The organism is Lutibacter sp. (genome assembly GCF_033723435.1).
Taxonomy (GTDB): domain Bacteria; phylum Bacteroidota; class Bacteroidia; order Flavobacteriales; family Flavobacteriaceae; genus Lutibacter.
In genome coordinates, this window is sequence record NZ_JAWVXC010000010.1 from 23,577 (window position 1) to 45,054 (window position 21,478).

General features: G+C 28.8%; 21 protein-coding genes and 1 tRNA gene. 16 read left to right on the forward strand and 6 right to left on the reverse strand.

Features of this window, described 5'->3' with window-relative positions:
• From R3342_RS12430 to R3342_RS12450, 5 genes are all read left to right on the forward strand, one after another.
• Positions 1-753: a hypothetical protein gene (locus R3342_RS12430; RefSeq protein ID WP_318940681.1), complete on the forward strand. Its 753-nt coding sequence runs from the start codon at positions 1-3 to the stop codon at positions 751-753.
• Positions 750-1,094: a preprotein translocase subunit SecG gene (gene secG / locus R3342_RS12435; RefSeq protein WP_318940682.1), complete on the forward strand. Its 345-nt coding sequence runs from the start codon at positions 750-752 to the stop codon at positions 1,092-1,094. The genes R3342_RS12430 and secG overlap by 4 nt, the downstream gene beginning before the upstream one ends.
• A 160-nt stretch (positions 1,095-1,254) precedes the next feature.
• Entirely contained in the window at positions 1,255-1,533 is a 279-nt protein-coding gene (groES, locus tag R3342_RS12440) for a co-chaperone GroES (protein WP_318940683.1), read from the forward strand.
• Positions 1,534-1,554: 21 nt separating this feature from the next.
• Positions 1,555-3,192 (forward strand): chaperonin GroEL, encoded by a 1,638-nt coding sequence (gene groL, locus R3342_RS12445; protein WP_318940684.1) that lies wholly within the window; start codon positions 1,555-1,557, stop codon positions 3,190-3,192.
• A 246-nt stretch (positions 3,193-3,438) separates the two neighbouring features.
• Complete coding sequence (locus R3342_RS12450) at positions 3,439-5,559, forward strand: carboxypeptidase regulatory-like domain-containing protein (protein ID WP_318940685.1); 2,121 nt, start codon at positions 3,439-3,441, stop codon at positions 5,557-5,559.
• A gap of 53 nt (positions 5,560-5,612) precedes the next feature.
• On the opposite strand, the gene R3342_RS12455 is transcribed toward R3342_RS12450, so the two are convergent.
• From R3342_RS12455 to xrtF, 3 genes are all read right to left on the reverse strand, one after another.
• Positions 5,613-6,173 (reverse strand): heavy metal-binding domain-containing protein, encoded by a 561-nt coding sequence (locus R3342_RS12455; protein ID WP_318940686.1) that lies wholly within the window; start codon positions 6,171-6,173, stop codon positions 5,613-5,615.
• 62 nt (positions 6,174-6,235) lie between these two features.
• Positions 6,236-6,682 carry an exosortase F system-associated membrane protein gene (locus R3342_RS12460; protein WP_318940687.1) on the reverse strand — a complete coding sequence of 149 codons (447 nt, stop codon included), beginning with the start codon at positions 6,680-6,682 and terminating at the stop codon, positions 6,236-6,238.
• On the reverse strand, positions 6,679-7,215 hold the full coding sequence (gene xrtF / locus R3342_RS12465) for an exosortase family protein XrtF (RefSeq protein ID WP_318940688.1): 537 nt from the start codon (positions 7,213-7,215) through the stop codon (positions 6,679-6,681). Before xrtF ends, R3342_RS12460 begins: the two co-directional genes overlap by 4 nt.
• Positions 7,216-7,254: 39 nt before the next feature.
• Here xrtF and R3342_RS12470 point away from each other — a divergent pair, with 39 nt between their 5' ends.
• The 7 genes from R3342_RS12470 (at position 7,255) to rodA (ending at position 15,102) form a co-directional block, all read left to right on the forward strand.
• Positions 7,255-7,713 carry a GAF domain-containing protein gene (locus R3342_RS12470; RefSeq protein WP_318940689.1) on the forward strand — a complete coding sequence of 153 codons (459 nt, stop codon included), beginning with the start codon at positions 7,255-7,257 and terminating at the stop codon, positions 7,711-7,713.
• A gap of 310 nt (positions 7,714-8,023) precedes the next feature.
• Positions 8,024-9,550 carry a bifunctional phosphoribosylaminoimidazolecarboxamide formyltransferase/IMP cyclohydrolase gene (gene purH / locus R3342_RS12475; RefSeq protein ID WP_318940690.1) on the forward strand — a complete coding sequence of 509 codons (1,527 nt, stop codon included), beginning with the start codon at positions 8,024-8,026 and terminating at the stop codon, positions 9,548-9,550.
• A 52-nt stretch (positions 9,551-9,602) separates the two neighbouring features.
• Positions 9,603-10,631 (forward strand): rod shape-determining protein, encoded by a 1,029-nt coding sequence (locus R3342_RS12480; protein WP_318940691.1) that lies wholly within the window; start codon positions 9,603-9,605, stop codon positions 10,629-10,631.
• Between the two features lie 21 nt (positions 10,632-10,652).
• The gene (mreC, locus tag R3342_RS12485; protein WP_318940692.1) at positions 10,653-11,483 is read left to right on the forward strand and encodes a rod shape-determining protein MreC; all 831 of its coding nucleotides are present in this window, start codon (positions 10,653-10,655) and stop codon (positions 11,481-11,483) included.
• Positions 11,476-11,985: a rod shape-determining protein MreD gene (gene mreD, locus R3342_RS12490; RefSeq protein WP_318940693.1), complete on the forward strand. Its 510-nt coding sequence runs from the start codon at positions 11,476-11,478 to the stop codon at positions 11,983-11,985. Before mreC ends, mreD begins: the two co-directional genes overlap by 8 nt.
• Complete coding sequence (gene mrdA, locus R3342_RS12495; RefSeq protein ID WP_318940694.1) at positions 11,982-13,835, forward strand: penicillin-binding protein 2; 1,854 nt, start codon at positions 11,982-11,984, stop codon at positions 13,833-13,835. The genes mreD and mrdA overlap by 4 nt, the downstream gene beginning before the upstream one ends.
• Entirely contained in the window at positions 13,825-15,102 is a 1,278-nt protein-coding gene (gene rodA, locus R3342_RS12500) for a rod shape-determining protein RodA (RefSeq protein WP_318940695.1), read from the forward strand. The genes mrdA and rodA overlap by 11 nt, the downstream gene beginning before the upstream one ends.
• A 64-nt stretch (positions 15,103-15,166) precedes the next feature.
• On the opposite strand, the gene rpsT is transcribed toward rodA, so the two are convergent.
• The 3 genes from rpsT to proS all read right to left on the reverse strand — a co-directional run bounded on the left by rpsT (position 15,167) and on the right by proS (position 17,073).
• Positions 15,167-15,418, reverse strand: a complete 252-nt coding sequence (rpsT, locus tag R3342_RS12505) for a 30S ribosomal protein S20 (protein WP_318940696.1) — start codon at positions 15,416-15,418, stop codon at positions 15,167-15,169.
• Between the two features lie 22 nt (positions 15,419-15,440).
• Positions 15,441-15,512 (reverse strand) — tRNA-Glu (locus tag R3342_RS12510).
• A gap of 85 nt (positions 15,513-15,597) precedes the next feature.
• Entirely contained in the window at positions 15,598-17,073 is a 1,476-nt protein-coding gene (gene proS / locus R3342_RS12515; RefSeq protein WP_318940697.1) for a proline--tRNA ligase, read from the reverse strand.
• Between the two features lie 104 nt (positions 17,074-17,177).
• Between proS and R3342_RS12520 the strand changes: the two genes are divergently transcribed.
• From R3342_RS12520 to ubiE, 4 genes are all read left to right on the forward strand, one after another.
• On the forward strand, positions 17,178-18,383 hold the full coding sequence (locus R3342_RS12520) for a hypothetical protein (RefSeq protein WP_318940698.1): 1,206 nt from the start codon (positions 17,178-17,180) through the stop codon (positions 18,381-18,383).
• A 12-nt stretch (positions 18,384-18,395) separates the two neighbouring features.
• Positions 18,396-19,733: an OmpP1/FadL family transporter gene (locus tag R3342_RS12525; RefSeq protein WP_318940699.1), complete on the forward strand. Its 1,338-nt coding sequence runs from the start codon at positions 18,396-18,398 to the stop codon at positions 19,731-19,733.
• Between the two features lie 113 nt (positions 19,734-19,846).
• Complete coding sequence (locus R3342_RS12530) at positions 19,847-20,740, forward strand: NifU family protein (RefSeq protein WP_318940700.1); 894 nt, start codon at positions 19,847-19,849, stop codon at positions 20,738-20,740.
• Between the two features lie 6 nt (positions 20,741-20,746).
• A complete protein-coding gene (ubiE, locus tag R3342_RS12535; protein ID WP_318940701.1) occupies positions 20,747-21,475 on the forward strand; it encodes a bifunctional demethylmenaquinone methyltransferase/2-methoxy-6-polyprenyl-1,4-benzoquinol methylase UbiE in 729 nt (242 codons plus the stop codon).
• Positions 21,476-21,478 lie beyond the last annotated feature (3 nt).

Genomic DNA, 21,478 nt, shown 5'->3' on the forward strand with positions numbered 1-21,478 from the left:
ATGAATACTGCCGAACTAACATATTTAATAAAACATCCTAACAATTTAACTTCTCAGGATCTTGAAAAATTAGAAAATATTTCAGAAGAATTTCCTTTTTTTCAATCTGCAAGAGCTATTCAATTAAAAGGATTATACAATTCAAAAAGCTACAAATACAATACTGCCCTTAAAAAAACAGCGGCTTATACCATAGATAGAAACGTACTTTTTGAATTTATTACATCAACACCATTTTTAAATGAACCTATTTTAAAAGAAATAGAAGAACAAAACAATTTTTCAGAAAACACTGAAGTCATAACCGATTTAGATACTGAAAGTAAAAGTGATGAAAAATTATTAGAAACTAAAAGTGAAGCAACCGACTTTTTAGAATTAGGAAAACCAATAAAATTTAAGAACTCAGATCCGCACACTTTTAATGAATGGATGAAATTAGGTACCCAGAAACCTATTCAAAGAGAGGATAAAATTTCAGACAAATTAAATATTATTGATCAATTTATTAAAGCAAACCCAAAAATTAAACCCGTTGCAAAACAGCAGTCAAACATAGATATTTCAACAGAAAGCACCGCTGAAGACGAGAATTTAATGACTGAAACTTTAGCAAAAGTTTATTTAGAGCAAAAAAAATATACAAAAGCTATACAAGCTTATCATATATTAAGTTTGAAATATCCAGAAAAAAGTAGTTTCTTTGCAAACCGAATAAAAGCAATTAAAATTTTACAAATAAATAAATCATGACTTTCACATTATTTTTAATCTTAATTATTATTGTAGCATTATTGCTAATACTAATTATTATGGTACAAAATCCTAAAGGAGGAGGATTATCTTCTTCATTTGGTGGTGGTGGAACACAGTCTTTAGGTGGTGTTCAAAATACTACAAACTTTTTAGATAAAAGCACTTGGACATTATCTATCGTGTTACTTGCTTTAATTTTACTTTCTAATTTTGCAGCACCAAAAAAGAGAACTGCAGAACAAGGTTCAGAAATTAAAAATACCATTGAAAATAGAGAAACTCCGGCAACTCCGGTAGATTCAAAAACAAATACAAGTTTACAAGATTCTGTAAAATAATTAAATAAACTTATACCTTTAAAAATGCCAACGTAAATGACACGTTGGCATTTTTATTTTTACACACTTCCTATTAAAAGTACATTTGTCAGGTTTAAGGTATTGGCACACTTTTGGAAAGGTTAATTTACAGAATTAATAAATTTTAAACTAATTACAAATGAGTAAAATTAATATTAAACCATTAGCAGATAGAGTTTTAATTAAACCTTTAGAAGCTGAAACAACAACCGCATCAGGACTTATAATTCCTGATTCAGCAAAAGAAAAACAACAAAAAGGAACTGTAATTGCAGTAGGTCCTGGTACTAAAGATGAGCCTATAACTGTTAAAGTTGGCGATACTGTTTTGTTTGGTAAATATGCTGGAACCGAACTTGTTTTAGAAGATACTGAATATTTAATTATGAGAGAAGCTGATATTTTAGCAATAGTTTAATTAATTTAAAAAAATAATAAAATGGCAAAAAATATAATTTTCGATATAGAAGCACGTGATGGTTTAAAACGTGGGGTTGACGCTTTAGCAAACGCAGTTAAAGTAACTTTAGGCCCAAAAGGTAGAAATGTTGTAATTGGAAAAGCATTTGGTGGACCAGCTATAACAAAAGATGGAGTAACTGTAGCTAAAGAAATTGAATTAGAAGATGCTCTTGAAAATATGGGAGCTCAAATGGTAAAAGAAGTAGCGTCTAGAACTAACGATTTAGCTGGTGACGGAACAACAACCGCAACAGTTTTAGCACAAGCAATTGTTAAAGAAGGACTAAAAAACGTTGCTGCAGGTGCAAATCCATTAGATTTAAAACGAGGAATCGACAAAGCTGTTGAAGCTATCGTTAAAAATTTACAAGAACAATCTCAAGAAGTAGGAAACAAATCTGATAAAATTAAACAAGTAGCTTCTATTTCCGCTAATAATGATGAAACTGTAGGAGACTTAATAGCACAAGCATTCCAAAAGGTTGGAAAAGAAGGAGTTATAACCGTTGAAGAAGCTAAAGGAACTTCAACTTATGTAGATATAGTTGAAGGTATGCAATTTGATAGAGGTTATTTATCTCCTTACTTTGTTACCAATGCTGATAAAATGCTAACCGATTTAGAAAATCCTTATATTTTATTATTCGAAAAGAAAATAACAAATCTTAAAGATTTATTACCAATATTAGAACCAGTTGCACAAAGTGGTAAACCTTTATTAATTATAGCTGAAGATGTTGAAGGAGAAGCATTAGCTACTTTAGTGATGAACAAATTAAGAGGAGCTCTTAAAATTGCAGCTGTTAAAGCTCCTGGATTTGGAGATAGAAGAAAAGCAATGTTAGAAGATGTTGCTATTTTAACTGGTGGTACTGTAATTTCTGAAGAAAGAGGTTTATCCTTAGAAAAAGCAACACTTGAAATGTTAGGCACAGCAGAAAGAGTTACTATTGATAAAGACAATACTACTATTGTTAACGGAGCAGGAAATCATGAAAACATTAAAGCTAGAGTAGCTCAAATTAAAGCTCAAATAGAAACAACTACTAGTGATTACGACAAAGAAAAATTACAAGAACGTCTTGCTAAATTAGCTGGTGGAGTTGCTGTTTTATATGTTGGAGCACCTAGTGAAGTTGAAATGAAAGAGAAAAAAGACAGAGTTGATGATGCTTTACACGCAACGCGCGCAGCGGTAGAAGAAGGTATTGTTTCTGGTGGTGGAGTTGCATTAGTTAGAACAATTGATGTATTAAAAACATTAACTACAGATAATTTAGACGAATTAACAGGTGTTAAAATTTTAGCAAGAGCTATTGAAGAACCTTTACGTCAAATTGTTGAAAATGCTGGAGGAGAAGGATCTGTAGTAGTTGCTAAAGTAATGGAAGGCAAAGGAGATTTTGGGTACAATGCAAAAACTGATGAGTATACAAAAATGTTAAAAGCAGGAATTATTGATCCTACCAAAGTAACTAGAATTGCGTTAGAAAATGCAGCTTCAGTTTCAGGTATGATTTTAACTACTGCTTGCACATTAGTAGATATTAAAGAAGATACTCCTGCTGGTGCTGGAATGCCTCCAATGGGTGGTGGAATGCCAGGAATGATGTAAAAAATACACTTCACTAAAACACACACATAATATTTAAAAATCCGATGGTTAACCATCGGATTTTCTTGTTAAAAAAAACATTAATAAACTATAAATCAGCATCTTTTACTCTAAAAATTTGACACATTAAAAATTTGATTATATCTTTAACCAATCAATAATTTATCTTTCCCCTCATGTTTTCCCCAATTACTATTTTCATTTTTAAATGAAAATTTATTATTGTTAATTACTTAAAAGAAAAATATGAGATTAACTAAGCTATCGGCGTTATTCCCCTTTATTGTTGGGCTAGTTTTTCTAGGAATTAAAATTAATAGTACCACTATTTATAAAAATCATTTAAAACATACATCATTCCTCTTTAATAATTGTAAAACTACCATTTCTGGTAAAATTTTAGATTTAGAAACAAAAACTCCTATTACCGATGCATCTATCACATTAATTTTAAATGGGCAAAAAATTAAAATGGTTAGTGTAAGTGAAAATGGAGAATATTCATTTAAAATTAATTGCGATAAAAGATATAAAATCAGAGTAAAAGCAGCTTCCTATTTTAATTTGGAATTTGATTTTATAGCAGAAAAAGATAAAGCTACTCCTATTTTTAAAAATTTTTTATTAGAAAAAGCATGCTATCAAACTATTACAGGAACTATTTCTAATTCATTTTCAAAAAAAATAATCAATAATGCAACTGTAACACTTTATTTAAAAGGAGAAAAAATCGAAACTACTAAATCAAATGAAGTAGGTGTTTATAATTTCAAAGTAAAATGCAACTCTAATTATTCTATTGTTGTAAATAAATTAAATTTTATAGACAATACATTTAAATTTTCTACTTCAAATTTATTAAATAAAATCATAAAACATCCATTCAACCTAGAACCAGAATGTATGCAAATAATTTCAGGAGTAATAAAAAATAAATTAACTCTTGAGCCTGTAAGTGCTACTTTAAAACTATACCTAAACAATATAGAGATTGGAAGTCTAAACGTTAAAAATGATGGTAAATACCTAGTAAAATTTCAATGTACCACAAATTATAAAATAATAGCAAGCAAACCAGACCATAAAGAAGATAGTTACAATTTTTTAACAGATTATATTGAAAATAAACAACCTGATTATTTTCATTTAAAAAAGGATTTATTTTTAGAACCAAATCAATGTTTTCAAGTAGTATTAGGAAAAGTACTAGATAAACAAACCAAAAAAATTATACCAAATGCTTTAGTTTCTTTATATTATCAAAATCAAAAAATTAAAACCTTTCAAACCAATTTTGATGGATCTTATTTTTTTAATGTAAAATGCGATGTTGTTTACAATTTGGCAGCTTCAAAAGCAGGCATGAAAACCACAACTGTAAATCATATTACCTCTGAAAAAAAAGGAGATGATAAAACGCTAAATATTTATTTGGAAAATGAAAAATGCGATCAGATTGTAAATGGATTTATTTTAGATAAAAACACACAATTACCTATACCAAACACAAAAGTTACTTTATTAGAAAACAACCTTTTTGTAAATTCAGTAGTTACTAATCAAAAAGGAGCCTTTACATTCAATACCATATGTGACACTAATTATAAAATTACAGCTAACAATTCTGAATACAGCTCAAATAGTATTTCTTTTTCTACTGATAAAAATTTAAACGGAATTAAAAATGTGCAAATAGAGTTGTTAAAAAAGAAATCAAATTGTGTTCAATATTTGAAAGGGATAGTAAACGAAAACATTACAAACAACGCTATACCAGAAGCAAAAATAACACTATTAAATAGGGATAAAGTAATAAAAAGTACTTTCTCAGATTCAAATGGAACCTTTTTTTTTGAAATGAGTTGTGATAAAAATTATACTTTAAGCGCTACCAAATCTAACTACACATCTGCAAAAGAAACGATTAGTACTTTTAATAAAATTGGACGACCTCATAATGTGAACTTAATTTTAGAACCAATAATAAAAACTAAAGAAAAAAATGGAGTTAAATATATAGAAACTAAACCTATAGACTTTGAATTAGATGAATATGAGCTAACCAATGACGCAAAAATAGAACTCAATAAAATTATATTTAACTTAAATCAAAACCCAAATTTTAAACTGGAAATTAATTATTATACGGATAGTCGCGGACCAGATAATTACAATATGGAATTAACCCAAAAAAGAGCAGATGCTTCAAAAAATTATTTAATATCTAAAGGTATTAATCCAGCTAGAATAAAAGCTACAGGTTTTGGAGAAACGCATCTTTTAAACCGTTGTAAAAATAATGTTAAATGTACTGATGCCGAACACGCAATAAACAGAAGAACTGAATTTATTATCTTACCTAATTAGAATAAAAAAGACGCTTAATTAAGCGTCTTTTTTTATATTTATGATGTTGAAAATTAGGCTTTTCCTTTACAACTACCTTTACAATTTTTCGTATTACATTTTGCACATTCCTTAGCTCTTATATTTGCTTGATTTTGACACTTGCATGTACTTTTATCTGTATTGCATTTTGCACAAGTTTTTTTATTCGCTGCCATCTCCGATTTACAATTCATTTTACCTTTACAAGCCATATCAGATTTACAGTTCATTTTACCTTTGCAAGTCATAGCATCGGATTTGCAAGCCATTTTACCTTTGCAATTTTTGCAATTCATAACACTACTAACTCCAGTAGAATCCGCTGAGGTTTTATTATCTAAATCATCCGATTTAAAACTCCTAAGTTTCATGTTACAAACCGGACAATTCCCTTCTTTATCGTAAGTTTTTCCATGTTCACAATCCATTGGACATTGATATACAACATTTGCCATTTCGTCATGGTTGTCCATTTCTTGTTTTTCTATTTTAACTTCTTCCTTTCCGCTTTCTTTTTTTGCAGCCTTATTGCAAGAAATTGTAATTACAGCTACAGAAAAAATAGCTACTAAAGCAATTGTGATTTTTTTCATTTTTTTAATTTTATAATTTATTTTGATTTTTTGGGAAAATACAAAAAAAACTAATAATACCATTAGTTTTTAAAATTTTCATCATTTTTTAACTTTTGAAGGTAAAAAGCTGGAATTAAAAGTAATACTAATATTGGTTGAATTAAAAACCTTCTAACATAAAAAAGTAATAAGTAATTATTTCCTCCATTAAATTTTAAAATTGTTATTAAACACAAACCGAAAAATATAAAAGCAAGTGTATATATTTTAAACGAAAACCAAACCAATTTTACATTTTTAAACAAAACATAAATTATAGCAATTGAAACAGCACCGTTTAAAACATATCTAACTAAAATATTAGCTAATAGCAATCCTAAATTTATGGAAGGAACTGGTTCATGTAAATAATCGGTTTTAAAATAACTTGCTAAAGGATCATATAAATACGGAGCAATAATTTCTCTTATAGCTATTAATAAGCACACTAAAATAACTAAACTCAAAAATTTTAATCCGTTTTTCATTTTTTTAAAGAAGCAATTTTTTTAACCCAAATAAACCATAGCAAAAATGTAAGTCCATAAATTAAAAGTGGGAAAACAACTTCATGCAGTGTTCTCTCATAAACAGGATATTCATAAATTGCAATTGAAATTACAGCTATTCTAACAATATTAAAATAGTAAATTAACAAACTTCCGCCTATTATAAATAAAATAGTGCTTTTAAAACTTCCTTTAAACGCAATTATAAAGGAAATGTATAAAATAATAATACTTATAGCATTACAACCTTCAATAATTCTGGCAACTGGTTTATTATTTACTATAACATTTATTGAAACTTCTTTGGTATGTTGCTGCATTAAAACATTATAACCTACAAGATTCAGCAATTTTTGAGTTTCATTAGCTACATTTTGAGTTATTGGAGCACAAGCAAAAAAAGGCTCTTTTATTTGATTTTTTTGTAAATACCATGCATACAAAACAAAAAGTAAAGCGTAAGTACCAAAAAATTTTATCAAAAAATAAATTACCGATTTATTACTTTGCACTTAAAAGAATTTTATTTTTGCATAAAACTACAAAATCCTATGAACTTTTCTGAATTAAAAAAATCAATTACTACTATAACAGAAAGTAAATCGAAAACCTCCAATAAATTACAATCTATTTGTGATTTGTTAAAAGCCGAAGTTGATTATTATAATTGGGCTGGATTCTATTTTAAAAACGGAGATAAAAACGAATTAAAACTTGCTGAATTTGCTGGAAAACCAACAGAACATGTTATTATTCCTTTTGGAAAAGGAATTTGTGGACAAGTAGCAGTTAGCAATCAAAACTTTGTAGTTCAAGATGTTACTGAACAAAATAATTACATTTCTTGTGGCTTTCAAGTTAAAAGTGAAATTGTAGTTCCTATTTTTGTGAATGGAAAAAATATTGGACAAATTGATATTGATTCGCATAGCACAAATCCTTTTTCTGATAAAGATGAAGACTTTTTAGAATTTGTTTGCAAAAAAGTTGCAACGCTTTTTGATAATTAGAATAAAACATCAAAAAATATAAAAATTTTAACTCTAAAACAATTTTTAAATTAATTAAGCAGTTTATCTTTGCACGTATTTTCATTAACCCTTAATTACCCAATGTTAAATAAAAAACCAATAAAATACGTCCGTAAAAAAATCGCTTCACTTAATACAAACTTGAAAAAGAATAAATCCAAAAATAAATTGGAAAATTATAGTGAAATGGTGGATAATTTTAATAAAAAAATTAAAGAAAATTAACTTCTTTTAGATATTGCTTAAGCTGCTGATTATTATTAGCTTTGCGCAAACAAACAACACACTAATGAATACAACTAAAAAAGCCAAAACTGCCTTAATATCAGTATTTAACAAAAATGGATTAGAACCAATTGTTAAAAAACTTCAAGATTTAAACGTTGAAATTTACTCAACTGGAGGAACTGAAAATTTTATTAAAAATTTAGGAATTAATGTTATTCCTGTAGAAAATTTAACCTCTTACCCTTCCATATTAGGAGGAAGAGTTAAAACATTACATCCTAAAGTTTTTGGAGGAATTTTAGCCAGACGAGAAAATGCAGAAGACTTATCACAACTTACAACCTATGAAATTCCTGAAATAGATATAGTAATTGTAGATTTATATCCATTTGAAAAAACTGTTGCAAGTGGAGCTTCAGAACAAGATATTATTGAAAAAATTGATATCGGCGGAATATCCTTAATACGTGCAGCAGCTAAAAACTTTAAAGATGTTTGTTGCGTTTCTTCTATTAATCAATATGAAGATTTCTTAAAAATTATCTCCGAAAACAATGGTGAAATTACTTTAGAACAACGCAAAAATTTTGCAGCAAAAGCATTTGCAATTTCCAGCAATTATGATACTGCAATTTTTCATTATTTAAACAAAAACGAAACTGCTTTTAGAGCTTCTTTTGATGCTGTTTCTACACTTCGATATGGTGAAAATCCACATCAAAAAGGATTATTTTATGGAAATTTAGAGGATTTATTTGAAAAACTTCATGGTAAAGAACTATCCTACAATAATTTATTAGATGTTGATGCTGCAGTTAATTTAATGAATGAATTTAAAAATGATGCTCCAACATTTGCCATTTTAAAACATAATAACGCTTGTGGTTTAGCCCAAAGAAATAATTTAAAACAAGCCTATATAGATGCTTTGGCTGGCGATCCAACTTCAGCATTTGGAGGTGTTTTAATTTCCAATAAAGAAATTGATGTAGCTACTGCAACCGAAATTCATAAGCTGTTTTGCGAAGTTGTAATTGCGCCAAAATTTGAAAAAGAAGCCTTAGAAATATTAAAAGGCAAAAAAAATAGAATTATTTTAATTCAAAAAGATGTTGAATTACCAACGGTTCAATACAGAACAGCTTTAAACGGACTTCTTTTTCAAGATAAAGACAACAAAACAGATAACCAAAGCGTTGTTACAAAAGCAACAATTAAAGATCCTTCTGAAAAAGAATTAGAAGATTTATTTTTTGCCTCTAAAATTTGTAAACATACCAAATCTAATACCATAGTGCTAGCTAAAAACAAACAACTTTTTGCAAGTGGAACAGGACAAACAAGTCGTGTTGACGCTTTAAATCAAGCGATAGAAAAAGCAAATCATTTTGGATTTGACTTAAAAGGTGCAGTAATGGCTAGTGATGCATTTTTTCCTTTTCCTGACTGTGTAGAAATTGCTCATAAAGTTGGTGTAGATGCTGTTATTCAACCTGGAGGCTCAATTAAAGACCAATTATCTATTGATTATTGTGATAAAAATAAAATGTCTATGATATTTACAGGAACGCGTCATTTTAAACACTAATTTTAGTAACTTTGAAATATTTCAAAAAATAATTTAATAAAAAGTATATTATATGGGTTTTTTCGACTTCATGACTGAAGATATAGCGATTGATTTAGGTACTGCCAATACGCTTATAATTCATGATGGTAAAGTAATTATTGATGCTCCATCTATTGTGGCTCGTGATAGAAATACCGGGAAAATTATTGCTACTGGTAAAAAGGCAAGTTTAATGCAAGGAAAAACTCATGAAAATATAAAAACCATTAGGCCTTTAAAAGATGGTGTAATTGCAGATTTTGAAGCTTCTGAGCAAATGATAAAGGAATTTATTAAAAATATTCCTACTATTAAAAAACGATTTTTTTCTCCTTCATTACGTATGGTAATTTGTATTCCTTCTGGTATTACTGAAGTAGAAAAACGTGCTGTAATTGATTCTGCTGAACATATGAATGCCAAAGAAATTTATTTAATTCATGAACCAATGGCAGCGGCTATTGGTATTGGTATAGATATTATGCAGCCTAAAGGAAATATGATTATTGATATAGGAGGTGGAACTACTGAAATTGCTGTAATTGCTTTGGGAGGAATTGTTTGTGATAAATCAGTGAAGGTTGCAGGAGATGTATTTACATCTGATATTGCTTACTATATGCGTACGCAACATAATTTATATGTTGGAGAAAGAACTTCTGAAAAAATTAAAATTCAAATTGGTGCCGCAACGGAAGATTTAGACAGTCCTCCAGAAGATATGTTAGTACAAGGTAGAGATTTGTTAAGTGGTAAACCTAAACAAGTTCAAGTTTCTTTTAGAGAAATTTCAAAAGCTTTAGATAAATCAATTTTACGAATTGAAGATGCTGTTATGGAAACGCTATCTAAAACACCTCCAGAATTAGCGGCAGATATTTATAATACAGGAATTTATTTAGCAGGTGGAGGATCTATGCTTAGAGGTTTAGACAAACGTTTATCTAGAAAAACGGACTTACCTGTTTATGTAGCCGAAGACCCGTTAAGAGCTGTTGTTCGAGGAACAGGTATTGCATTGAAAGATCTTACAAGATTCAAAAATGTTTTAATGAAATAATAAATTTTCATATCGTATAATATGCAGCAATTATTTTATTTTATTCAAAAATTTAGATACTTTCTGCTATTTTTAGTTTTAGAAATTATTGCATTAACCCTTACCATTAAAAATCATTCTTATCAGCAAAGTAAATTTATAAACTCTGCAAACTTTATAAGTGGTGGAATTTATAATCAGGTAAGTTCTATTTCCGATTTCTTAAATCTGAAATCAGAAAACAAACGATTATCTGAAGAAAATATTCGTTTAAAAAACTGGATTGAAGAAAACAAGCAAATAGATATAAATAAAATTAGCACCCATATTGATACTAGCAAGTACCATCAAAAATACCAATATATTTCTGCTAAAATAATTAACAACAACTATTCAAAAAGAAATAATTTTTTAACCTTAAACAAAGGAGCTAAACAAAATTTAAAAATAGATTTAGGCGTTATAAATAACAAAGGAGTTATTGGTGTAATTAAAAACATTTCTAAAAATTATGCTACAGTCTTATCCATTTTAAATAGTAATTCTAGAATTAATGTACGACTTAAAAAGAGTTTTCATTATGGAACTTTAGTCTGGAATGGAAAAGATTACAATGTTGCTCAAATTACAGATATTCCAAGGCAAGCAATTATTAAAGTAGGTGATACCATTATTACTGGAGGAAAATCAGCAATATTCCCAGAAGGTATAAATATTGGAGTTATTAAAGATTTTAAATTTGAAAAAAACCAATACAAAGAAATTAATATTTCTCTTTTTAATGATATGAGCGCATTAAGTTATGTTCAAGTAATTATCAATTATCAAAAAAACGAGCAAAAAGCATTAGAACAAAACAATCTTTATGAGTAAATTGATTTTTAGAAATATTGTTCGATTTATTTTACTTGTTTTATTTCAAGTACTTGTATTTAATCATATCAACTTGTTTGGGTATATAAATCCATTCATTTATATAAGCTGGGTATTTTTATTTCCTGTAAGAAAAAGCAAAAGTTTACTTTTACTTACCAGCTTTTTTCTAGGAATTTTAATTGATACTTTTTCAGATACCGGAGGTATTCATACTGCTGCAATTTTAACTACTGCATATTTTAGACTTCCTATTTTAGAAATGGTAATGCGAAAAAAAGATTTTGATTATGTGCTATTCAATATTCGAAATCTTGCATTAAACAAGTTATTCTTATTTATTTCTATTTTAACTTTTCTAGATACTTTTGTAGTTTTTTTATTAGATTATTTTAATTTTTCGGATATAGGTTCCATTATTTCTAACACTATTTTAACAAGTATCTTTACCATATTAATTAGTTTTTTTGGAATTTTATTGTTTACTAAAAAACACAAATGAAACGAAAAGGGCTTTTATATTTCTCCATTATTTTAGTTGGATTTGTATTTTTAACTAGGCTATTCTACTTACAAGTTTTAGATAATGTCTACCACAATCCAATAAAAAATAATTCTGCAGTAAAAGTAAAATATAGTTATCCTGAACGCGGTTATATTTATGATAGAAATGGCGTATTGTTAGTAGCCAATCAATTATCGTATGACATAATGGTAATACCAAGAGAAGTTAAACCATTAGATACCATTGAGTTTTGCAACTTACTAAAAATCACTAAAGAAGATTTTATAAAAAAATTGAATCGTGCTAAACATTATTCTACTAGAATCCCTTCTACTTTTTTAGCGGAAGTATCTAAAAATGATTATGCTTATTTACAGGAAAAAATGTACAAATTCCGTGGTTTTTATATTCAAAAAAGATCATTAAGAAAATACCCAATAAATTCCGCTCCAAATGTGTTAGGCTATATTAGCGAAGTAAACGAAAATATTATTAAACAAAAACCTTATTATCAGCTTGGTGAATTAATTGGCGCTGCAGGTGTTGAAAAAACATATGAAAATGTATTAAGAGGAACCAAAGGAGTTCAATTTATACAACGCAATAGATTTAATAAAGAAATTGGACCATATAAAGATGGTATTTATGATACTTTACCTGTTCCAGGAAAAGATATTAATATTACTATTGATACTAAACTTCAACAATATGGTGAAGCTTTAATGAAAAATAAAAGAGGTGGAATTGTAGCTATAGAACCTTCAACTGGTGAAATTTTAGCTTTAGTTTCTTCCCCAACCTATGATCCTAACTTAATGGTTGGCAGAAATAGATCTAAAAATTTCACCAAATTATATTTAGATAGCATAAATAAACCTTTAATAGACAGAGGTTTACAAGCGCAATATCCACCAGGATCACCTTTTAAAATTATGACTGCATTAGCAGGTTTACAAGAAGGCGTTATAACTCCTTCCTCAACTGTTCATTGTTTTGGTGGTTACCGTTATGGAAATAGAAAAAACGCATTTATGAGCTGCCACTGTGAAACAAATGGCGCTCCTGTAAGATTAGATAACGCCATTTACAGATCGTGTAACACCTATTTTGCTACAACTTATAGGAAAATAATAGAAAAATACCCAACAGCAAAAGAAGGAATGGATGCTTGGAATAAAGCTGTTACAAGTTTTGGTTTAGGAAAATTTTTAAATAACGATTTAGCTGTAGGAAAAAAAGGTCTTATTCCAGATGGTGACTATTATGACAGATGGTATCCAAATGTAAACTGGACTGCAACTTACAATATCTCTAATGCAATTGGTCAAGGTGAAATTTTAACTACTCCAATTCAGCTTGCAAATATGACTGCCGCAATCGCTAATAGAGGTTTTTATTACACACCACATATTATAAAAAAAATACAAGATTCTTCAATTCCTGAAAAATTTAAAGAAATTCATAAAACAACTATTGATAAAAAATATTTTGAGCCTGTTATTAATGGATTATTTGATGTATTTGAAAAAAAACATGGTACCGCACATTCCTCTAAAGTAAACGGAATTGAAATTTGTGGTAAAACAGGAACTTCTCAAAATACTCACGGTCAAGATCATTCTATTTTTATAGCCTTCGCTCCTAAAGATAATCCTAAAATTGCAATTGCTGTTTTTGTAGAAAATGGTTATTGGGGATCACGTTGGGCTGGACCAATTGCTACTTTAATGATAGAAAAATACTTGAAAGGAGAAACAAACCGCCCATATTTAGAAAATAGAATGTTAACTGGTAGTTTGCAAGACGAATATGATAAGCAACTAATTGAAGAAGAAAATGAGAAGTAGAACTAACAATATCTTTTATGGAATTGATTGGGTGTTAGTCCTTATTTATTTAGCTCTCATTTTTTTAGGATGGTTAAATATTTACGCAGCTTCTATTTCTGAAAATCAAACTAATATAATTAATTTTTCTACGGAGTATGGCAAGCAATTAATTTGGATAGGATTAAGTTTTCCTTTAATTATTTTAATATTAATTTTTGACGCAAAATTTTACACAAAATATGCCTCGTTAATTTACTTAGGAAGTTTATTATCACTTGTTGGCCTATTTGTATTAGGGAAAAATATAAACGGAGCTATTTCATGGTATAGTATTGGGGGAATTAGTATTCAACCCTCTGAATTTGCGAAAGCTGCTACTGCTCTAGCTATTGCAAAACTGGTAAGCGACAAGCAATTCAATTTAAAAAAACTGAATACACAGTTTCAATCTTTTTTAATTTTATTTTTACCTGCAATTCTTATAACACTTCAACCTGATCCTGGCTCTGCTCTTGTATATTCAGCTTTTATCTTTGTTTTATATAGAGAAGGCCTACCTTTTTACTATGTTTTATTAGGAGTTGTTGCAGCTGCACTTTTTGTAATTACACTTTATTTTGGTTACAAATTAACTCTATTAACCTCTGCTATACTTTTTGCAATTATCCTATTATACTTTATTTTTTATAGAATTAAAGCTTTTAAAAGAGGATGGCTTCGTTTAGTGGGTATATATTTAATTGCTGTTTTCTATATTTTTAGTGTCGATTTTGTTTTTAATCATGTTTTTGAACAACGCCACAGAGATAGGTTTAATATTCTTTTAGGAAAAACAACCGATATAAAAAGTATTGGGTACAATACTAATCAATCTGTAACTACAATTGCTTCAGGCGGCTTTTTTGGAAAAGGATTTTTACAAGGTGAACGTACTCAAGGAAATTTTGTGCCTGAACAACAAACTGATTATATTTTTAGCACAGTTGGTGAAGAGTGGGGCTTTGTAGGAAGTGCCGCAATAATACTTTTATTTATCGCATTTTGCTTACGTATTATTCATGTTGCTGAACGTCAAAAAGCAAAATTTAGCAGAATTTATGGCTACAGTATTGCCTCCATATTTTTTGTCCATTTCACTATAAATATAGGAATGGTAACTGGTTTACTACCAACTATAGGAATTCCATTGCCTTTTTTTAGCTACGGAGGTTCCGCACTTTGGGGTTTTACTGTGTTACTGTTTATTTTTATACGATTAGATGCTAACCGTACCAATGAATGGTAATTTATTACACAAAAAAAGCATCCCTAATTTAGGATGCTAATTAATTTTTTAAAAGAAAAAATTCTTATAAAGCTGCTACAAATTTAGCTAATTTTGATTTAACATTACTCGCTTTATTTTTGTGAATAATATTATTTTTAGCTAATTTATCAAGCATTGCAACTACTTTTGGATATAATTCCTCAGCTTCTTTCTTTTCAGTTAAAGAACGTAAATTTCTAACAGCATTACGTGTAGTTTTATGCTGATATTTATTTCTAAGTTGCTTAACTTTATTACTTCTAATTCTCTTTAATGCTGACTTGTGATTTGCCATTTTAAATTTTTTATAAATTTTGTAGTCCGTAGGGGAATCGAACCCCTGTTACCAGGATGAAAACCTGGCGTCCTAACCCCTAGACGAACGGACCATTGTTAAACTATCACTTTTTATTTCGTTATAGCGGATGCAAAAATACAACTATTTTTTATTCTGCAAAACTTTTTAAAATAAAATTAATAAGCTTTTGCAAATAAAACTCTTTGAGACGATTTTGCCCCTGTTAATACACATTTTCCTTCTTCAATTTTATTTCCTAAAGGAATACATCTAATAGTTGCTTTAGTTAATTCCTTTATCTTTTCCTCTGTTTCAGCTGTTCCATCCCAATGTGCTGATACAAAGCCTCCTTTAGTATTTAAAACTTCTTTTAATTCTTCAAAAGTTTCAACCTCCGTAATATGATTTTTTCTATATTCTAAAGCTTTATCAAATAAATTTTGTTGAATTTCTTCTAAAGTATCCACAATATAATTTTCAATATTTTTTTGTGAAATAGTGCTTTTTTCTAAAGTATCTCTTCTGGCAACTTCAATAGTTCCATTTTCTAAATCACGTGGACCCATTGCCAAACGTAAAGGAACACCTTTTAATTCGTACTCTGCAAATTTCCATCCTGGTTTAAAAGATGTTCTGTCATCAAATTTTACAGAAACTCCCAGTTTTCTCAACTTCACAACCATTTCATTTATTCTTACTGAAATAGCATCTAACTGTTCTTCTGTTCTATGAATTGGAATAATTACTACTTGAATTGGCGCTAAATTTGGTGGTAATACCAAACCTAAATCATCCGAATGCGTCATAACCAAGGCTCCCATTAATCTAGTAGAAACACCCCAAGACGTTGCCCAGACATATTCTTGTTTTCCTTCTTTTGAGGTAAATTTAACATCAAATGCTTTAGCGAAATTTTGCCCTAAAAAATGTGAAGTTCCTGCTTGTAGTGCTTTTCCATCTTGCATTAAACCTTCAATGCAATATGTTTCTACAGCTCCAGCAAAACGTTCACTTTCGGTTTTTAATCCTTTAATTACCGGCATTGCCATATAATTTTCAGCAAAATTTGCATATATATCTAAAATTAATTCCGCTTCTTTTACTGCTTCATTTTTAGTTGCATGTGCCGTATGCCCTTCTTGCCATAAAAACTCAGCAGTTCTCAAAAACAACCTTGTTCTCATCTCCCAACGAACCACATTTGCCCATTGATTAATTAATAAAGGTAAATCCCTATAAGATTCTATCCACTTTTTATAAGTATCCCAAATTATAGTTTCGGAAGTTGGACGAACAATTAATTCTTCTTCCAATTTTGCTTCTGGATCTACAATTACTCCACTTCCATCTTCAGCATTTTTTAAACGATAATGTGTTACTACAGCACATTCCTTTGCAAAACCTTCCACATGATCTGCTTCTCTACTTAAGTATGATTTTGGTATAAATAATGGAAAATATGCATTTTCATGACCTGTTTCCTTAAATTTCTTATCTAACTCGGCTTGCATTTTTTCCCAAATGGCATATCCGTATGGTTTAATTACCATACATCCTCTTACCCCTGAATTTTCCGCTAAACCTGCCTTTACGACAAGCTCATTATACCATTTAGAATAATCAGTTTCTCTAGTTGTTAATTTCTTACTCATAATTAAAAGTTTGGCATAAATATTGCAACTTTTTATAAAAAAGTACTAATTTCGACAAAACTAATTCTTTTTTGATTGTTCAACAATAAAAAACTAAACAGATTATGGAAGTTTTAAAATATTTTAACAAAAAAGCCGCTCAAATAAGCTTACTTGCTATTTTTACGTTGAGTGTAGTTTCTTGTGGCACCTACCAAAGTGCCTACAATATGGATGATGATGGTATTTATGCTTCTGACAATCAACAAGAAGTAGTTATTCAAAACAATAATAATTCTAATTTTGATCAAAATTACTTTTCTCGTCAACTAGAGGATATGCAAAACATTGATGAAAACGACTCTTTTACAAATGTTGATGATTACGTTTCAGATTATAATGTTGATAATTACGAAAATGATTCCATCCAAAATAATGATAATGCACCTTGGGAATATGCAAAAGATGTAACTATAACTATTGATAATGGTTATTATGGTTACAATAATTATTGGTATAATCCTTTCTACTATAATTATTACAACTACTACCCATACTACTACAATTATTATCCTTACTATTACTATCCTAGATATAATCCATATTATTACAGTTATAACCCATTTTATTATGAATATTATGGGAATTATTACTATCCATATTACAACTACTATTCTCCTTACTATAATTATTATGGTTATAGTAGATATTATAGAACCTATGATAGCTATGGAAAACGTTCTACTTACAACACATATAGAAGAAGTACCTCTAGAAATGCAGCAATTAATAACACCTATACAAATCGTTATTCCACTAAAAGAGCTACTACAACTACTACAAGAAGAACGCCTACAAGTAATTTAAATAGGAATAGACGAACTGATACTTATAGAAATTATAACAATTCAAATGGTAATCGACAAATAAATCGTCAACCTACTAGAAGTAACTATAACACTAGGCAAAATTCAAATTCGAATAGCAATAGTAACACAAGAAGATCTACAACCAGAACTAGAAGGAATACAGCTTATAACTATTATAATCCTAATTCTAAAAGTTATACCAGAACAAGACAAAATAGCGTTAAAGTAAATCCAAAAAGTACAGTACGAAGAAATTATTATTCTTCAAACACTCAAAAAAGGACGAATTCAAACTACTCTAACACACAAAGAAGATCTAATTCAAATAATACTTCTTATAGTAAACCAACAAGAAGTTATTCAAACAATAACAGTGGAAGAAGTTATTCTAGGTCTTATTCATCATCAAGATCTTCAGGCAATAGTTCTTCTTCAAGAAGTAGAAGTTCCAGACGAAATTAAAAAAACATCATCATGAAAAAATTATTACTAATTGCAATGCTAGGTATTGCTTACACAACGACGGCTCAAACTTTAAGTTATAATGATATTGGCGTATTATTTTCGAATGAAAACATTAATGGTACAGCTAGATTTAATGCTATGAGTGGTGCTTTTGGAGCATTAGGAGGAGATATTTCTGCAATGGATATTAATCCTGCTGGAGCAGCTGTATTTTTAAAAAGTGAATTTGCCATTTCATTAAATAACAGAAATACTCAAGTTAATGCCAATTATTACGGAAATAATGAATTAACTGAAAATGATTACACCAACTTATCACAAGCTGGTGGCGTTTTTGTTTTTAATAATTATAATGGAAATTCTGGATGGGGAAATGTAGCTATTGGATTTAATTATAGTATTACTAACGATTTTGAAAACCAATGGTTTGCTAATGGTAATAGTAATTTTGCTCCAATTAAAGATTTATATGATAATAATCCTGTTGTTTACGTAAATTCTGATGGTCAACATTTTGAAAATTATACTAGTGGTAAAACCGATAAATATAGCTTTACACTTGCATCAAAATTTGATGATAATTTATATTTAGGGGCAGCAATAAACACATATAACGTAAATTATTATCAAAATGCACTTATTGAAGAATATAATAATGATGGCAATGGTAATACTTTTGATGTATCTCAAATCCAAAAATTAAGTACTTATGGAGATGCATTTTCTTTTAATATTGGTTTAATTTCTAAACCAAATGATAATGTTAGATTAGGTTTAGCTTACCAATCTCCAGTTTGGTATAACTTATCCGAAGATTTTGTTGAATATGATGTAAACATTTTCGAAAATGGCAGCAATACTAGCTCAGATTATTCTGGCGTTAATGCTTTTGACTATAAATTAAGAACTCCAAGTAAATTAACTGGAAGTTTTGCTTATATATTTGACAAACAAGGTTTAATAAGTGTTGATTATACTTATAAAGATTATAGTAATATTACACTTACTAATGCTAACTTTTCAGCAGAAAATCAAGCATTTAAAACCGATTTAGAAAGTGTTGGTGAATTACGAATTGGTACGGAATGGCGTTTTGATAACTTTTCAATAAGAGGTGGTTATCATACTGCAAAAAGTCCTTATAAAAATGCTTTAAGTTCTGATAACATAGATGGGTTTTCGTTAGGAGCAGGATTTAAATTTAGAGGTGGAAATTTTGATGTTTCTTATCAAAAATCAAGTTACACAGCTCCTTACAATTTTTATCCTCAATATAATGAAGTGGAAGCTACAAACTTAAATATTGACAATTCTAAATTAACCGCAACATTGGTTTTAAACATCTAAAAAAATATTTCTAAAAGAATAAGGCTTATAAAACTAATAGATTTATAAGCCTTTTTTATTTTTAAACCTAAAGGATAAATTTGTTTTAGTACTTTTGCACAAAATAATTAAAAATGAGTCAAATATCTCTAAATATAGAACCAACAAACACTCCTACTATATTAAAATTTACAACGAATAAAATTTTAACTAGTGGAAGTTATCAGTTTAACAATATTGACGATGCTAAAAATTCACCTTTAGCACAGCAATTATTTTACTTGCCATTTATTCAGCGAGTGTATATTTCTGCAAATTTTATTGCCTTAGAACGTTTTTCTATTGTTGAATGGGAAGATGTACAAAATGAAATAAAAGAACAACTTGAAAATTATTTGAACTCTGGAAATCCTATAATTTTAGAAGAAAAAAAACAAAATCAATTTCCGTTAGAAGTTTATGCTGAAGTAACGCCAAATCCATCTGTTTTAAAATTCGTCACTAACAAAAAATTAGTCACTACTAACTTTGAATTCAAAACTAATGAAGAAGCAAAAGCATCTCCTTTAGCAACTGAATTATTTAATTTTCCTTTTACTAAAGAAGTTTTTCTTTCAGAAAATTACGTTGCTATCACAAAAATTGATGCTATTGAGTGGAATGATATTACTGTAGAATTACGTTCGTTTATAAAACAATTTATTGATCAAGGAAAATCTATTATTAATGAAGTTCCTGTTCATAGAGAAAACCAAGCAATTACCGAAACTCCTGTAGAAGAATTAGACGATGTTTCACAACAAATAGTTTCTATTTTAAATGAGCATATTAAACCTGCTGTTGCTGCTGATGGAGGAAATATAAAATTTCAATCTTACATTGAAGAAACTAAAACAGTAAATGTAATTTTACAAGGTGCTTGTAGCGGTTGTCCTTCTTCAACTATTACTTTAAAAAATGGAATTGAAGCCATGTTAAAACAATTAATTCCTGGAAAAATAGAGGAAGTAGTTGCAATAAACTTCTAATTATTTATGACTGAAAAAGTAAAACCTTATAAAGATTCATCTTTAGGAAAAAAGGATCAAGTAACCAAAATGTTTGATACTATTTCAAAAGAATATGATGGTTTAAACCGTGTAATTTCTTTTGGAATTGATATAAAATGGCGAAAAAAAGTAGTTGAAATTGTAAAAAAAACAAATCCAACTACCATTTTAGATATTGCTACTGGAACTGGCGATTTGGCAATTAACTTAACACAAACAAGTGCAACTTCTATTATTGGGCTAGATATTTCAGAAGGAATGCTTAATGTTGGAAGAAAAAAAATTGAAAAGCTAAATTTAAGTAACACCATAAAAATGGTGGTTGGCGATTCTGAAAATATACCATTTGATGACAATTCTTTTGATGCAATAACTGTAGCTTTTGGAGTTAGAAATTTTGAAAATTTAGAAAAAGGTTTATCTGAAATTTACCGAGTTTTAAAGCCTGGAGGAACTTTTGTTGTTCTTGAAACATCAGTACCTACAAAGTTTCCATTTAAACAAGGATACACATTTTATTCTACAAAAATTTTACCTTTAATTGGAAAAATCTTTTCCAAAGATAAAGTTGCCTATAAATATTTATCCGATTCTGCTGCAAAATTTCCATTTGGTAAAGCTTTCAACAATATTTTAGAAAAAACTGGGTTTATAGCTATTGAAGATAAACCACAAACTTTTGGAGTAGCATCCATATATGTTGCAAAAAAATAACAT

Bases quoted from the DNA above. Each gene is read 5' to 3' on its own strand.
- R3342_RS12430 (WP_318940681.1), top strand. From the start codon at position 1: ATGAATACTGCCGAACTAACATATTTAATAAAACATCCTAACAATTTA.
- secG (WP_318940682.1), top strand. From the start codon at position 750: ATGACTTTCACATTATTTTTAATCTTAATTATTATTGTAGCATTATTG.
- groES (WP_318940683.1), top strand. From the start codon at position 1,255: ATGAGTAAAATTAATATTAAACCATTAGCAGATAGAGTTTTAATTAAA.
- groL (WP_318940684.1), top strand. From the start codon at position 1,555: ATGGCAAAAAATATAATTTTCGATATAGAAGCACGTGATGGTTTAAAA.
- R3342_RS12450 (WP_318940685.1), top strand. From the start codon at position 3,439: ATGAGATTAACTAAGCTATCGGCGTTATTCCCCTTTATTGTTGGGCTA.
- R3342_RS12455 (WP_318940686.1), bottom strand. From the start codon at position 6,173: ATGAAAAAAATCACAATTGCTTTAGTAGCTATTTTTTCTGTAGCTGTA.
- R3342_RS12460 (WP_318940687.1), bottom strand. From the start codon at position 6,682: ATGAAAAACGGATTAAAATTTTTGAGTTTAGTTATTTTAGTGTGCTTA.
- R3342_RS12470 (WP_318940689.1), top strand. From the start codon at position 7,255: ATGAACTTTTCTGAATTAAAAAAATCAATTACTACTATAACAGAAAGT.
- purH (WP_318940690.1), top strand. From the start codon at position 8,024: ATGAATACAACTAAAAAAGCCAAAACTGCCTTAATATCAGTATTTAAC.
- R3342_RS12480 (WP_318940691.1), top strand. From the start codon at position 9,603: ATGGGTTTTTTCGACTTCATGACTGAAGATATAGCGATTGATTTAGGT.
- mreC (WP_318940692.1), top strand. From the start codon at position 10,653: ATGCAGCAATTATTTTATTTTATTCAAAAATTTAGATACTTTCTGCTA.
- mreD (WP_318940693.1), top strand. From the start codon at position 11,476: ATGAGTAAATTGATTTTTAGAAATATTGTTCGATTTATTTTACTTGTT.
- mrdA (WP_318940694.1), top strand. From the start codon at position 11,982: ATGAAACGAAAAGGGCTTTTATATTTCTCCATTATTTTAGTTGGATTT.
- rodA (WP_318940695.1), top strand. From the start codon at position 13,825: ATGAGAAGTAGAACTAACAATATCTTTTATGGAATTGATTGGGTGTTA.
- rpsT (WP_318940696.1), bottom strand. From the start codon at position 15,418: ATGGCAAATCACAAGTCAGCATTAAAGAGAATTAGAAGTAATAAAGTT.
- proS (WP_318940697.1), bottom strand. From the start codon at position 17,073: ATGAGTAAGAAATTAACAACTAGAGAAACTGATTATTCTAAATGGTAT.
- R3342_RS12520 (WP_318940698.1), top strand. From the start codon at position 17,178: ATGGAAGTTTTAAAATATTTTAACAAAAAAGCCGCTCAAATAAGCTTA.
- R3342_RS12525 (WP_318940699.1), top strand. From the start codon at position 18,396: ATGAAAAAATTATTACTAATTGCAATGCTAGGTATTGCTTACACAACG.
- R3342_RS12530 (WP_318940700.1), top strand. From the start codon at position 19,847: ATGAGTCAAATATCTCTAAATATAGAACCAACAAACACTCCTACTATA.
- ubiE (WP_318940701.1), top strand. From the start codon at position 20,747: ATGACTGAAAAAGTAAAACCTTATAAAGATTCATCTTTAGGAAAAAAG.